The following is a 13,491-nucleotide window of genomic DNA, read 5'->3' as shown; positions in this document are numbered from 1 at the left end:
TCAGTTGGTGCCGATGCGCGCCAGCAGGTCCACGATCCTGCTCTGCACCTCGGCACTGGTGGACCGCTCGGCCAGGAACAGCACCGTCTCCCCCGACGCCAGCCGCGGCAGGTCCGCCTGGTCGACGGACGCCGTGTAGACGACCAGCGGGGTGCGGTTGAGCTGGCCGTTCGCCCGCAGCCAGTCGATGATCCCGGCGTACCCCGGCTGCCGCCGGTGCACCTGCATCAGGTCCATCACCACCAGGTTCGGCCGCAGCTGCCCGGCGAGCGTCACCGCGTCCGCGTCGCTCGCGGCGCGCGCCACCTGCATGCCGCGCCGCTCCAGCGTCGCGGTCAGGGCCAGCGCGATCTCCGCGTGCTCCTCGATGAGCAGCACCCGCGGCGGGTGCTGCTCGCTGTCCCGGGGGGCGAGGGCCTTCAGCAGGACGGCGGGGTCGGCGCCGTACGCCGCCTCACGCGTCGCCTGTCCCAGCCCGGCCGTGACGAGCACCGGAACCTCGGCGGCCACCGCCGCCTGGCGCAGCGACTGCAGCGCGGTCCGGGTGATCGGCCCGGTCAGCGGGTCCACGAACAGCGCGGCCGGGAACGCGGCGATCTGCGCGTCGACCTCCTCGCGCGAGTGCACGATGACGGGCCGGTAGCCGCAGTCGCTGAGCGCCTGCTGCGTGTTCACGTCGGGCGCGGGCCACACCAGCAGCCGGCGCGGGTTGTCCAGCGGCTCCGGCGGCAGCTCGTCGTCCATCGGAACCGGCCGCGGCGGATCCGCGACCTCGACGGCCCCACCGGGACCGTCCAGCGGTTCGGGGCCCTCGGCGGCGTTCTCGTCCGGCGCCCCTATGGCGTACGACCGCCCGGCACCCTCGGTGGTGCCCGGAGCCAGCCGCGTCTGACCGGCGAGGGAGGGCTGAGGGGGCGGCGCCTGGCCGCCGAGGGACGGCTGCGGGACCAGCGGCTGGCCCGCGAGCGAGGAATGCGGGGGCAGCGGTGTCTGGCCGGCGACGGGCTGCTCGGCCGGCGGATGCGCCCGCGCCGTCTGCTCCGGGCGGGCGGCCGGGTCCGGCGGCGTGCCCAGCTTGCGGCGCCGCCCGGAACCGCCCGGCATGTGCGGGGCGGGCGTGGCCGTGGCCTGCGCGGCGGACTGCGCCTGCTGCACCTGGGCGGCCTGCCGGGTGAAGGGGACTCCCTGCCCCAGCGTCCGCACGCTGATCGCCCGGCCCTGCGTCGAGTTCGGGTCCACGGGCAGCGCCGCCGCCTCGGCGGGCAGCGGCTGCGCCACGGGAGCGACCGGGGGCACGGGGGCCTCGGGCGGGAGCGGGGTGCCGGTGCTGGGGGTCGAGGTGGCGGGGACCGGAGCGGGGGCGGGCGCGGACGGTACGGCGGGCTGCTGTACGGCCGCGGGCGCGGGGGGAACGGCCGGAGCGGCCGGGGTGGCGCCGGGGACCGCTTCGGCGGGGAGCGGCCGGCCCTGCGTGGGGGTCGCGTTCACGGGCTGTGCCTGCGGGACCGGAGCCGCTTGGGTTCCGGTCGGGGCCGCGACCTGGGGCGGGACGCCCGCGACCTGCGGCGGGACCGGCTGGGCGGGGCCGCCCTGCGCGGGGAGCTGAGGTGCGGGCACGGGCTGACCGGGGACCGCCTGGCCCGGAACGGTCTGCCCGACGGACGGCTGCCCGGGATGGGGCTGACCGGCGGTTCCGGCCGGCTGACCGGGGGCCGGCGGCTGGGCCGGAAGCGGCTGGCCGGGAAGGGGCTGGCCGGGAAGGGGCTGCCCCGCGGGGGGCACGGTCTGGCCGGGGACAGGATGACCGGCGGGAGGCACGGCCTGCCCGGGGACGGGCTGACCGGCAGGGGGCACGGTCTGGCCGGGCAGCGGCTGCGCGCCGACGGGCTGCGCCGCCTGAGCCGCACCCTGCTGTCCCGGAATCGCCTGCCCGACGGCGCCCTGGGCCTGAGCCTGCGCGGGCAGCGGCGTCGACGACGGTGACGACGCCGGAGCCTGGGCCTGCGCCGGAACGGCCGCTGCGGCCGCAGCGGTTCCCGCGCCCTGCGCCGGAACGCCACCCGGCGCCACCGTGCCCGCCGCCTCCGCGGGCTGGGCCACGGCCCGCCGGCGGCGGCCGGTGGGCGCGTTCGTGGGGTGCGGCTGGGGCGGGGTGTGGTCGTCGGCCTGGTCGTGCGGTACGGCGTCGTGCCGGCCGTGGTCGATCAGGGCGTCCTCGGACGAGCCCTGGGCGGGGATCTGCGGCACCGGAGCCTGGCCGGGGACCGGGACCGGAACGGGAGCCGGAACCGTCCCGACCTCCTGCGCCTGTCCGGGCACGCCCGAGGCGTCCGCCGTCCGGTCCGCCTCCGCCGGCGGCAGGGCGAACACCGTACGCGGCCCCGCCTCCTGGGCGGCGGCGCGCTCGGACGCGGCGGCCAGCGCACGCCGGCGCCGCCCGGTCGGCTGCCCCTCCTCGTCGGGGGCGGGAGCCCCGGCGACCGCCGGCAGAGCGGGCGGCAGGGCGTTCTGCTGTCCGTCGTCGGCGCGCCGGGCACGCCGTCCGCCGGGCGGCGCGGGTACGCCCTGCGGCGGCACGGTGCCGCCCAGTCCGGTCCCCGCGGCGGCGGTCCCCGCCGCGTGCTCGGCGGCGGTCATGACCGCGCCCTCGGCCACACCGGCACCGGCCGCCGCGTCCTCGGCGGGACGTCCACGCCGCCGCCCGGAACCGCCGGAGGCCTCCTCGGCCCTCTCCTGCACCTCACCCGGCGTCTCGTCGGCGGCCGGACCGCGCCGGCGGCGCCGCCCGGTGGGCGCGGCCTTCTCCGTCTCCGCCTCCTCGGCCGAGCCCGGAACCTCGCCCTCCAGGAAGGCGTCCACGGAGGACCGGCGCGCCCTCCGGCGCCCCGGGGCGTGCTCCGCGGGCACGTTGTCGCCCGGGACGTCTTCCGCGACGGGCAGTGCGGCGGGAAGCGCGGCGGGCGCCGGAGCCGCGACGGCCCCCGCCCCGCCCCCGAGGGGGACCTCCAGGACGTAGGCGCTGCCGCTCATGCCCGGCACCTCGTGGGTCTGCAGCACACCGCCGTGCGCGCGCACGATCCCGCGCACGATCGGCTCGTGCACCGGGTCGCCGCCGGCGTACGGCCCGCGCACCTCGATGCGTACGACCTCCCCGCGCTGGGCGGCGGCGACCACCACCGTGTTGTCCATGTAACCGCCCGCCGAGACGGGCGCGTTGCCGGTGGCGTCGACGCCCGCGACGTCGGCGACGAGATGCGCGAGCGCGGTCGCCAGGAGCCGGGCGTCGACCTCGGCCTCGATGGGCGGCGCGTGCACGGCGAACTGCACCCGCCCCGGCCCGATCAGCTCGACGGCCCCGTCGACACCCGCGGCGACGACGGCGTCGAGCATCACCTTCGTACGGGTGATCTCCGCGCTGCCGGCGTCCAGCCGCTGGTAGCCGAGGACGTTGTCGATCAGCGTCGTGATGCGGGAGTACCCGGCGGACAGGTGGTGCAGCACCTGGTTGGCCTCGGGCCACAGCTGTCCGGCGTCGTCCGCGGCGAGCGCGGCCAGCTCGCGGCGCAGCTCGTCCAGCGGTCCGCGCAGGGATGTACCCAGAAGAGTGAGCAGCTGCTCGTACCGCCCGGCGAGCGCGTCGTGGCGGTCCTTCTCCCGCTCGCCGAGCGCCGCGTAGCGCTCCTCGGCGGCGGCGACCTCCTCCGCGTGCTGCTCGCGCAGCTCCTCCAGCTCGGTGACGTGCTGCTGGCGCAGCGCGGTGAGGTCGGAGGCGTGCTCCTCGGAGAGCCGCTCCAGCTCGTCCTCGTGCTGCTTCTCGACGGCTTCCTTCTCCGCGGCGAGGGCGTCGTAGGACCGCCGGTCGGTGAAGGTCATGACGGCGCCGACGAGCTGGTCCCCGTCGCGCACGGGCGCGGTGGTCAGATCGACGGACACCTTCTCCCCGCCCTTGGACCACAGCACCTGGCCGCGCACCCGGTGCTTGCGTCCGGAGCGCAGGGTGTCGGCGAGCGGCGACTCGTCGTACGGGAAGGGCGAACCGTCGGCGCGCGAGTGCACGACGAGGGTGTGCAGCTCCTTGCCGCCGAGGTCGCTGGCCCGGTACCCCAGGATCTGGGCGGCCGCCGGGTTGACGAGCACGATCCGCCCGTCCGTGTCGGTGCCCACGACCCCTTCCGAGGCGGCCCGCAGGATCATCTCGGTCTGCCGCTGCGAGCGCGCCAGCTCGGCCTCGGTGTCGACGGTGCCGGACAGGTCGCGCACCACGAGCATCAGCAGTTCGTCGGCGGCGTAGCCGTATCCGTCGTAGGCCTGCTGACCGTTCTCGAGGTTCGCGCTGGTGACCTCGACCGGGAACTCGGAGCCGTCGGTCCGCCGGGCGATCATCCGGGTCGGCTTGGTGCGGCCGCGCGGATCCATGTGATCGGGCCGCCGCATGGACCCGGGGATGAGCTTGGAGTCGAACTGCGGCAGCAGGTCGAGCAGCCCCCGCCCCACCAGAGCCGTACCCGGGGTCTCGAAGGCCTCGAGCGCGATCGTGTTCGCGTTGACGACGGTCCCGTTCGCGTTGACCAGGAGCAACGCGTCGGGAAGCGCGTCGAGTATGGCTGCGAGGCGAGCAGCGCCTCGGGATGGCCTGCTGCTCACGAGTCGCTTCCTCCCTGTTACCGCACCTTGCCGACCGCTCGGGCCATCTTGCCAACCGGCCCGCAACGTGTCACGCGAGGGAGTCTAAGGGCTGGGTTCCCGTCGGCGGCCCCGGATGAGAGGGAGCTCGCACGACGAAGTGACACAGAACGTGTGACCGTACGCATGACCTTCGCGGGAGTTTTACGAGACGGGTGAATCCCCGGTGCGACGCCTGTGCGAACGGGCCCCGTCCGGGGGACGGGGCCCGTTAACGGAACCCGGCCCACCGCCCTTGGCGGGCGGGCGGACCGGTCGCGGGCGGGGCGGGGCGGGGCGGACGCGGGTGAAGCGACGGACGTTCAGGAGATCGCGGGGCCGTGGGGACCGCCGGCACCCTGGGAACCGTGGGGCGCGGCGCTGCCGCCGGCCCGGGCCGGGGTGGCCCCGAGGCCGGGCAGCAGCGGCACCATCCGATCCCACCGCTCGATCTCGCACCCGTTGCTGCGGTCGTACGTCGCGTCGACGGGCCGCCCGGCCCAGCGGCCGGTGACCCGGGCGGTGGCCGGCCCGCCGTACCGCATGGTGCACACACTGCCGCCCGGTACCGGCGCGAAGGCGTCCCGCCCCCACCGGGTGTTCCGCTCCACGGCCCGGCACGCACCCGACACGTCCGGGTGACGGCCGCCGCCGGGGTGGCACCACACCTCGAAGACCCCGTCGGCCTTCCCGCCCGCCCGCCGGACGGTGACGACGAGGTGATCTCCACGGGCCCGGTCCTCCTCCCGGACCGGAGGAGGGGCGAGGGCCGTCCCGTCCGGGCGGGACGGGGCGGAGGCGGAGGCGGCGACGGCGGGGAGCACGGTGCAGAGGGCGGTGACGGCGGCGACGGCGACGGCGGTGATCGCGCCGCCGAACCGTCGGGGGTCTCTGAGCGAGGTGACCTGCGACATGACCGGACTAACGCGGCGCCACGGGCGACGTTCCGCAGGGGAAGCCCTTTGCCCTGTGACCCGACTGCCTAGTACCGTGGACGTCGATTGGTGACAGCACGCTCGACTGTGTCATCATCTGCACGCACCACTCGCACACACGCGAGCGGTTGTGCTGGAGGCGTCGCCTAGTCCGGTCTATGGCGCCGCACTGCTAATGCGGTTTGGGCCTTAAAGCCCATCGAGGGTTCAAATCCCTCCGCCTCCGCAGTCACAGAAGCCCCGGTCCGTTCACGGCCCGGGGCTTCGCCGTTCCCACCCCCGCCCAGCCCCCGTCCCCGGCCCCCCCGCCCGAACCGCCTCCGAGGGCGTTTTCGCAGCTCACAAGGGGTGCGGCAAACGGATTTCACATGTCGGCGGCAGTCATGTAATGTTCTTCCTGTCGCCGCGAGCGGGCCGGAAGGGCCGGGAGCGAAGGACAGAAAAACTGAACAACAAGCACTCGTAGCTTAACGGATAGAGCATCTGACTACGGATCAGAAGGTTGCAGGTTCGAATCCTGCCGAGTGCACAAAGAAACGCCAGGTCAAGGCCCTGATTCTCCCAAGTGGAGGTCGGGGCTTTTGCGTTGGCGTCTCACAGAATCTCACGCGTCACCGTCCGTGGTTGATCAGTTACAGCTCAGCCGAGCAGTTCCATCAGCTTCTCGGAGCCCGCCATGAGCGACTGCGGGTCGGGGTGGACGTAGGTGCGCTTCGTGAAGGACAGGTCGCTGTGCCCGGCCCACGCCGAGACGACCGTGTCCGGCACGCCGTTGTTCGCCATCCACGACAAGCAGGCGTGGCGAGCGTCGTACAGCCGGGTCTTGCGGACCCCGGCGGCGGCCATGAGCTTGTACGCCTCGCGCCGCAGCTTGTCCGTCTTCCAGTCCTTGCCGAGATCGTCGACCACGACCCGGCCGGACGCCTCGTACGCCTCGCCTGCCTTGAGACGCTCGCGAAGCTGGCGGGTGTGGAAGGCCTTCAGCGCCTGCAGGACGACCAGGGGCAGCGGAAGCCAGCGGTCGCCCGCGACCGACTTGGTGTCCTTCTCTACGACCTTGCCGGCAACCAGGGTGCGGGTGATCTCGATACGGATGGTGCTCTGCTCCAGGTCGACGTCCATCCAGCGCAGGCCGACGACCTCGGCGGGGCGCAAGCCGATCAGGGACAGGAGCATCACCGCGTACAGCCGGGTGTTGGCGCAGTGCATGAGGAAGATCTTGACCTCTTCCTCGTTCCAGGGCTTCCTCTCCTTCTTCTTCCTGCGGGCCTCCTTGCGGGCGGCGCGCGGGACCTTCACGTACTGGGCGACGTTCCTGGTGAGGACTTGACGCCGGATGCCGAGTTCGAGCACGGCGCGCAGGCGCCCCAGAGTCAGGTCTGCGGTCCGGACGCTCAGGCCGGTGCCGGGCTTACCCCCGATGCGCCGGGCCTCGGTGAGCATCCAGGTGATCAGGGCGTCGACGTCGTCCTCGGTCAGCTCCTGCACGGGCTTCTTGCCCAGGCGGGTGCGCACATAGCGCATGGCGTCTTCGTAGGAGCGCTTGGTGGCGACCTCGACGTCCTTGGTCGCCTCCACCAGCCAGGCGTCGACGAGTTCCTCGACGGTCATCTTCGAGGGGGCGACAAACGTGCCCTGGGACCGCTGGTGCTTGATCCGGGCGTACTCGGCCTCCGCCTCCTTCTTGGTGTCCTTGGTGACGGTGAGCTGCTTGCGCTTGCCCGTCTGCGGGTCCTTGCCGACGTCGATGACGAAGCGGTAGCGGACCGTTCCGTCGCCGAGCGTGATCTTCTTGATGGGGTCTGCCATCAGCCTTCTTCCTGTTGTTCTCCGAATGGCGCCCAGCCTTGCCACCCTTGGGCTTCGCGGACGGCGCCAACTAGCTCGCCGACCGCCCGTTCGTAGGCATCCACGGCGTGCTGTGGCGCGTCCAGGAGGGCGCACAGGTGGCCGAACTGGTTCACCGGAGGCAGGGCTTCTTCCAACACCTCGCGTCCGTGCTCGCGGAGCCAGCCGATGGTGCGGAGCTTGACCTGCCCAGTGGGAATTGGAGTCGTCGCGGTCGCGGGTTCGGGCTCTTGGGTACCGAGGGGGAGCCGGCTCGGCTCCTTGTCCGCGAGGACCGCCTCCATGCTGCCCACGCTCCACCCCAGAGCTTTTTCAATCTGTGTCAGGCTCTGCGGCCAGCGCAGGCCCTTGGGCACGCGGCCCGCCTCGGCGTTGCGCACGGTGCCGACGGAGACTCCAGCCCTGTCCGCGAGTTCCTCCTGCAGCAGCCCTTGCCGTTCGCGTTCCGCACGGATCGCTGCTCCGAGGCGCGCCCAGGCTTCAGGGTCCTTGGTCCAGGGCATGCGGTGGTCTCCCTTTGTCGGTGCCGTTGGCGGTGGTGTTGGCACCTCCTTATCAAATCTCGCCGTGCACCCCGTTGTGGCCATCAGTCGAGCGCTAATTTAGCACTAACATGGCGAGAAAATCCGTCCCTTGATTTCTTTGCGTTGGTGCCCGGTTGGTGATTACGTTGATGATGTGAAGACGAACGGACTTGCGATCCGCCGTAAGCGGATCGAGGACGGCATGACCCTCCGTGACCTGTCCGCCAAGGTGGGCATGGGGATCGACGCCCTGAGCCTCATCGAGCGCGGCAAGCGCCAGCCCCGTCCCGCGACCCTCCAACGGATCGCCAACGGCCTCAACGTAGCTGTCGGTGTGTTGCTGCTGGAGGTAGGCGGGTGACCGCCCAGCCGACGCTTGCCGAGGTCCGCTCCTGGCCCGCGACCGTCTCGGTGCAGCGGGCTGCCGAGGCGCTCGGCTGCGGCAAGAGCAAGCTCTACGACCTCATCGCCCGGGGCGAGGCGCCCGTGCGAACGCTGTCGTTCGACAAGCGGGTGGTCGTCATCACCGCGTCGCTTGTGCAGGTCCTCGGAGGCGACGTGGCTCCGACGACTGCGAGCGAGTTGCTCAGCGCCTAACGCGTTCGCCGACGCCACGAGAAGCCACTGCCGCTGTTCCTGGCACCGGCCGACTACGAGACCGCCGTCGGCAGGCCAGGCACGACCCTCCGGCTCGGCCGATGACGAGGAGAACGAGGGCGACCATCACGCCCCTGAAACGCGAGAAGCCGCCCGTTCGCCCCGGGCGGCCGCTCGAAGGTCCGAGTCTCCAAGGGAGATCGAAACCACAATGACGCTGTCCACGATACCGGAGCGGCCTGTGCGTCCCAAGCGACCGCTGAAGGCTGAGCACCAGGACGCGCTGGTCACCGGCGAGCACGGATACGCCTCCCGCAACGAGGCCGTCATGGCGGTGACCATGGCGATGGTCAACGCGGGCTGGGACGAGGCCGACTTCCGTTACGAGATGTCCGATCCCGAGCGGAATCATCTCGCCCGCTGGTTCTACTACCGATCGGGTGACCAGGCGCACCGTCGGCGCTCCCGCTCCGACACTCTCTCCCGCCTGGACAAGACCTGGACCAAGGCCGTGGCACGCGTTCGTGCCAACCCGGCCATTTCCGACCCGCAGGCTGCTCTACAGGAGGTCGGCGAGATCCGAGCGACCTTCAGGGCCCAACCACTGCAAGGGCGTACGGCCGTCGTCGACTCTCTGGTCCTGGAGTTCTACCACCAGGAGGCCACCAGGATGCGGCGTGTGCGGGTGTACCTGCCGGTCCGCACCATCGCTGAGAAGGTCGGTGTCTCCAGGGCCACCGCTGCACGTGCGGTCAAGCGGCTGGCCGAGGCCGGGTGGCTGGCCGAGACCCAGCGCAGGGAGCTGGTCTCTCACGCCAACGAGTACCGCCTGACCGTACCCCCTGCTGCGCAGGCCGTGTTGCACAGGGAGACACAGGGGCGTAGCCCCTCCACCGGGCGTGAGGACTGTGTCTCCTCCTGCAACAGGCCCGTGCACCAAGCGATACACACCAGCGGAGAGGACATCTTCCTGCTCCTGGGCAAGCACGCTGCGCTCGTGCACGCCGCCCTGACCGGCGAAGGCATGACCGTCCGCCAACTTGCCGAGACGGCAGGCGTCCACCGCACCACGGTGTGGAGGAACTTGAAGAGACTTCAGGAACTCGGCCTGGCCGCCGAGGCTGCCCACCTGTGGATACGTACAGAGAAGCCTCTGGACGACGCGGCCCAGGAGGCCGGTGCTGTCGGCATGAAGGAGCAGCGCCAGTTCCGCCACGAGCTGGAGAAGGCCCACTGGCTGTCCATCGTTGAGCGGGTCCAGTTCAAGGCCGACGAGCAGCGCTACGACCGCACCACGGCCGTACGCAACGCCATCGAACGAGGCGCCTGGAAGTCGGAACCGGCACACACCGAGCTGGTCGACACCGCCACGGGCGAGCTCCACACGGCCGAACAAGAGGTTCAGGCGGCCGACCAGGAACGTCAGAGGCCCGCCACCGTCATCTTCCTTGCCTCGGCCCGCCGTGAAGCACACAACCCGCAGCTCGGGGCGGCGGTGGCCGCCTGAAGGCGGCCTTCTGACCGTGGCCACCGTCGCCACGCCTGATTCATCAACCCTCGCCTGACGGGAGTACGACATGGCTTCGAGCCACAGCAAGCACAGTATGACCGCACAGGTGTCTGAGCGTGTCACGGCCACCGAGGAGCAGCGGCTCACCCACGGGCACCGCAACTCGTACCGCATACATGGCCCGGGTCATGTCGCTCAGCGCACCCCGTGGTGGGTCACGGTGCTGACCGACGGAGGGCGCCCCGTCGTCGCCGTGATTGTCCTGATCATGTGCGCCCCCGGTGAGCACCACCTTGCTCGGCTCGCCGGATGGAACGAGACCTTCGCCTGGGGCATGCCGAGCGTCCTCGCTGCCTACGCGGGCATCGCAGCCGCTGTCGCGAGCAAGCGCCCCAAGGGAGCATCCGGAAAGAAGTCAGCCGTCATCGGAGCCTGGCTTGCCCTGGCAGCCGCCATGACTGCGCAGGGCCTGTCTCACGCCATCGTCACCGGCCACCTGCCGACCCGGCCCCTCGTCCCGCTGTGGCTCGTGCTTGCCGTCTCGGCTGTCCCGCCCCTCGTGTTCGGGCACCTGCTGCACCTTGCGGTCACCCCCGTCGGCTGCGCTGGTGAGCAGCCCGCGGCAGCGCCCGAGACGTCCGCCGTGCTCGCCATGCCGGCTAGACGGGCATGGCCGGGCTCGGCACCCGCAGGGGCAGGCCTGCTGCCTCTTGTCCCTCCCGCTGCTGAGCGACCCCATGAGCAGCTCACTGGGCGGGCCGAGCAGGTCCCGAGCAACGGTGAGCAGACGCGCTTCCTCACGACTCGCGAGGTCGCGGCTCGCTACGGCGTGAAGTCATCGACGGTCGGCACCTGGAAGGAGCGCGGCAAGATCTCTCCCGCGCTCACGGATCCGCGCCTGGGCAACCTCTACGACCCCGAGACGCTCCCCGCCCTGGCCTCGCTCACCTGAGAGGCAGTTGCCGGCTCACCATGATCGGAGCGCTCATCGCTGGTGCTGCCTGGCTCGGTCCTCCGAACCTCGCCTTGGCCAATCCATCATGGCTGAGCTACGAAGGCAGATCGCTATCCGTACGGAATAGCTCGTAGTGCCAGGACAGCGCCAATACGACCGCTTGCCGGATCAGTCCTTCGTTTCCTTCTCGAATATCTCCAGTGCCGAGTTCCTCATTGATGAGCTTTGCGATGACGTCGGTGTGCTGTCCCGTGATATCCGAGATTTCTCCCATGATCCGGAGTAGCCGTTCCCATGGGCGGGGCCAGGACGCGATCGTCTTGTACTCCGCCAGGTCCGCTCGGGAGGTCCCTCTCAGCCAACGGGAGTGCTCTTGGTACCCCCAGCGGTCCCACGCCGTTTGCTCGGCACATGGGTGGCAGGACCCCATCAACTTATCGGAGGGCGCCTTTCCGCACGTCGTGCAGACGTATCCCGAGCAGTTGACGCAGTACGACGAAGCGTTTTCTCCCAGCTCTGCGTAGGCGTAGCCACCATCCTTGAATTCGGCGGGGAGATGAGGGTGATCCCGACCCCATGCGGTCTTGAGGGAAACGCATTGCCCAGGGCAGTCGGACTCTTTGAGCATGCCGGGACACTATGGGCAAGGTGCCGTAAATGTCCAATCGTCCCTCTCGGTGACATTTTCTCGTTTTTGCGAGGTGTCGATTGAGAAAGTGTCACTCAGCCCTACCGGTGGAGTAAAGGGGCAGAAGGCGGGACAGGTGAGGGGCAGGTGAAATCAACTGCCCATACTAATATGTGAGGGTATGTGGAATTGTGAAGGCGTTACGGCACCCCCATCACGGGGGTGCTCAAGGGCCGCTGCGGGGCGCGCCTCCACCTGCCCCGAGACGTGGCGTGCACGAGATGGCGACGCGGCGACAGGAACCGACACCCGACAGGCTGGGAGTCAGCAGGTCCAGACGAGAGTGACGGCCCGTCAGGGCTCTGCTCGCGTCAGAGGCTGTAGTACGCGGCGTTCGAGGCGTATAGGTCGTCGGCGACAGTGGCCAGCAGGTCGTCGCTGGAGCCCTTGTCACACGCGGTGCCCAGGTCGGCCTCGAACTGCTTGATGATGCTCGTCGAGGGGGCCTTGTCACCCTCGGTGCCGTCGCTGCCCTTGGCGTTGGTCAGCAACTCCTTGGCCGCATCCCAGTGCTCGCTGTCGTCCATGTGCCCGGCCCAGTCCGAGCATGTCTGTGCCCCGTACGCGACCGACGTGTCCTTGCTGTCGTCGTCCGAATCGCTGCCGCACGCGGTGACCAGGCTCGCCAGCACGGCGACGGTCGACATGATCAGGCCCGCTCTACGCATCAGGTTCCCGCCCCTTCTGCCGGGCCTCGCCTGGCCCAGCCGGGCCATTCAAGCACTCCGCCACCCGAACTATCCGGAAACGGGAACTCGCCGAGCGAGGAAGCCTGTTGCCCCGGCAAGGTTGCTGCTGGAGCCCGGCTTCCAGTCAGCCGTCCTATCCGACCAAGGGGCACGGGACCGTCCAACGTCCCCGGCCCGAGTCGTCGAAATCGGCTGGGCCCACCCGCCTGTCGGACATGAGCTTCAGCAGGAGCTCAACGCTCGTCTTGCCGCACTGATGCGGTTCTGCGCGTCAACGCCGTACACGGCGGACTCCCGGAGCGTCCTCCAGGTCCGCAGATACGTGTCGACACTCGCCTCGTCGTCGATCCACAACTCCGCGTGCCAGTTCTCAACGATCACCTGACGGTCGTCGTAGATCCAGAAGGCGGTCGCCGGGGGGATCTTGAGTGAGGCGGACAGCGGGATGATCCCCAGCTCTACCGTGTCCAGGCCGACGGCTCCTGCAAGTCGGTCGAGCTGGGCCGCGAGCACCGAGGGCGGACAGATCAGAGCGTGAAGGGCGGCCTCCCACAGGATGAGGTGGAAACGCTTCGAGGAGTCGTACAGCGCCTCTTGCCGTTTCATGCGGGACCGGACTGCTTCCTCGGTGTCGCGTGGCGATCGCTGCAGCTCCGCGTACCTCGTGAAGATTGACCGAGCGTAGTCCGGAGTCTGGAGAATCCCGAAGATCATGGAGGACTCCCAGCCACGGAATAGGAAGGCGTCGGCGTGAGCGCTCAGGTGGGTGTCCTGGACTGGCTTGTGCCCGGCGGCCAGCTGTCGCCGCCATGACCGGATGTGGGACTCGAAGCCACGGAGGCGGGCTAGCAGCTCGTCGTACGCCTCGGGCCGGCCGGTTGCCTCCGCCCACTTGCGCAGGTCATCGGGTGTTGGCGTCTGCCTGCCGTTCTCCAGCCTGCTGACCTTGGACTTGTTCCACCCGTACTGCTCGGCGAGTTCCGTACCGGTGAGCCGGCGTCCAGGGGCGGAGAGCCGGAGTTCGCGTAGCCGTACCCCGAGCGCTTCTCGTGCCTGCTGATAGTCCGTGCTCACCGGTGCTCA

Annotated in this window: 11 protein-coding genes and 2 tRNA genes; 6 read left to right on the top strand and 7 right to left on the bottom strand. The window is 70.6% G+C overall.

The window, feature by feature from the left end; translation table 11 throughout:
• Both ACFY2L_RS19215 and ACFY2L_RS19210 read right to left on the bottom strand, forming a co-directional pair.
• Positions 1 to 4,602, bottom strand: coding sequence for a PAS domain-containing protein (locus tag ACFY2L_RS19215; protein WP_390823193.1), 4,602 nt, complete (start codon positions 4,600 to 4,602; stop codon positions 1 to 3).
• Positions 4,603 to 4,985: 383 nt separating this feature from the next.
• Positions 4,986 to 5,576: an SSI family serine proteinase inhibitor gene (locus ACFY2L_RS19210; protein WP_390822890.1), complete on the bottom strand. Its 591-nt coding sequence runs from the start codon at positions 5,574 to 5,576 to the stop codon at positions 4,986 to 4,988.
• A gap of 156 nt (positions 5,577 to 5,732) precedes the next feature.
• Between ACFY2L_RS19210 and ACFY2L_RS19205 the strand changes: the two genes are divergently transcribed.
• Positions 5,733 to 5,823: transfer RNA gene (locus ACFY2L_RS19205), tRNA-Ser, on the top strand.
• 230 nt (positions 5,824 to 6,053) lie between these two features.
• A tRNA-Arg gene (locus ACFY2L_RS19200) sits at positions 6,054 to 6,126 on the top strand.
• 110 nt (positions 6,127 to 6,236) lie between these two features.
• Here the strand turns inward: ACFY2L_RS19200 and ACFY2L_RS19195 are convergent.
• Together ACFY2L_RS19195 and ACFY2L_RS19190 are read right to left on the bottom strand one after the other, a co-directional pair.
• A complete protein-coding gene (locus tag ACFY2L_RS19195; RefSeq protein WP_390822889.1) occupies positions 6,237 to 7,406 on the bottom strand; it encodes a tyrosine-type recombinase/integrase in 1,170 nt (389 codons plus the stop codon).
• Positions 7,406 to 7,948 (bottom strand): multiprotein-bridging factor 1 family protein, encoded by a 543-nt coding sequence (locus ACFY2L_RS19190; protein ID WP_390822888.1) that lies wholly within the window; start codon positions 7,946 to 7,948, stop codon positions 7,406 to 7,408. The genes ACFY2L_RS19195 and ACFY2L_RS19190 overlap by 1 nt, the downstream gene beginning before the upstream one ends.
• A gap of 175 nt (positions 7,949 to 8,123) precedes the next feature.
• On the opposite strand from ACFY2L_RS19190, the gene ACFY2L_RS19185 reads away from it, so the two are divergent.
• From ACFY2L_RS19185 to ACFY2L_RS19170, 4 genes are all read left to right on the top strand, one after another.
• Positions 8,124 to 8,330: a helix-turn-helix domain-containing protein gene (locus ACFY2L_RS19185; protein WP_390822887.1), complete on the top strand. Its 207-nt coding sequence runs from the start codon at positions 8,124 to 8,126 to the stop codon at positions 8,328 to 8,330.
• Positions 8,327 to 8,566: a DNA-binding protein gene (locus tag ACFY2L_RS19180; protein WP_390822886.1), complete on the top strand. Its 240-nt coding sequence runs from the start codon at positions 8,327 to 8,329 to the stop codon at positions 8,564 to 8,566. The genes ACFY2L_RS19185 and ACFY2L_RS19180 overlap by 4 nt, the downstream gene beginning before the upstream one ends.
• A gap of 241 nt (positions 8,567 to 8,807) precedes the next feature.
• Positions 8,808 to 10,073 carry a winged helix-turn-helix transcriptional regulator gene (locus tag ACFY2L_RS19175; RefSeq protein ID WP_390822885.1) on the top strand — a complete coding sequence of 422 codons (1,266 nt, stop codon included), beginning with the start codon at positions 8,808 to 8,810 and terminating at the stop codon, positions 10,071 to 10,073.
• A 109-nt stretch (positions 10,074 to 10,182) separates the two neighbouring features.
• On the top strand, positions 10,183 to 11,028 hold the full coding sequence (locus ACFY2L_RS19170) for a hypothetical protein (protein WP_390822884.1): 846 nt from the start codon (positions 10,183 to 10,185) through the stop codon (positions 11,026 to 11,028).
• A 97-nt stretch (positions 11,029 to 11,125) separates the two neighbouring features.
• On the opposite strand, the gene ACFY2L_RS19165 is transcribed toward ACFY2L_RS19170, so the two are convergent.
• From ACFY2L_RS19165 to ACFY2L_RS19155, 3 genes are all read right to left on the bottom strand, one after another.
• On the bottom strand, positions 11,126 to 11,305 hold the full coding sequence (locus ACFY2L_RS19165; protein WP_390822883.1) for a hypothetical protein: 180 nt from the start codon (positions 11,303 to 11,305) through the stop codon (positions 11,126 to 11,128).
• A 725-nt stretch (positions 11,306 to 12,030) separates the two neighbouring features.
• Positions 12,031 to 12,387, bottom strand: coding sequence for a hypothetical protein (locus ACFY2L_RS19160; protein WP_351887655.1), 357 nt, complete (start codon positions 12,385 to 12,387; stop codon positions 12,031 to 12,033).
• 243 nt (positions 12,388 to 12,630) lie between these two features.
• Entirely contained in the window at positions 12,631 to 13,482 is an 852-nt protein-coding gene (locus tag ACFY2L_RS19155) for a helix-turn-helix domain-containing protein (RefSeq protein WP_390822882.1), read from the bottom strand.
• Positions 13,483 to 13,491: the final 9 nt, after the last annotated feature.

The organism is Streptomyces sp. NPDC001381 (assembly GCF_042895685.1).
GTDB lineage: Bacteria > Actinomycetota > Actinomycetes > Streptomycetales > Streptomycetaceae > Streptomyces.
This window is presented reverse-complemented; position numbering and strand designations above follow the sequence as displayed.

What these genes read in the sequence shown, in the direction of transcription:
- ACFY2L_RS19210 (WP_390822890.1), bottom strand. Translation starts at nt 5,576, where the DNA reads ATGTCGCAGGTCACCTCGCTCAGAGACCCCCGACGGTTCGGCGGCGCG.
- ACFY2L_RS19195 (WP_390822889.1), bottom strand. Translation starts at nt 7,406, where the DNA reads ATGGCAGACCCCATCAAGAAGATCACGCTCGGCGACGGAACGGTCCGC.
- ACFY2L_RS19190 (WP_390822888.1), bottom strand. Translation starts at nt 7,948, where the DNA reads ATGCCCTGGACCAAGGACCCTGAAGCCTGGGCGCGCCTCGGAGCAGCG.
- ACFY2L_RS19165 (WP_390822883.1), bottom strand. Translation starts at nt 11,305, where the DNA reads ATGGGAGAAATCTCGGATATCACGGGACAGCACACCGACGTCATCGCA.
- ACFY2L_RS19160 (WP_351887655.1), bottom strand. Translation starts at nt 12,387, where the DNA reads ATGCGTAGAGCGGGCCTGATCATGTCGACCGTCGCCGTGCTGGCGAGC.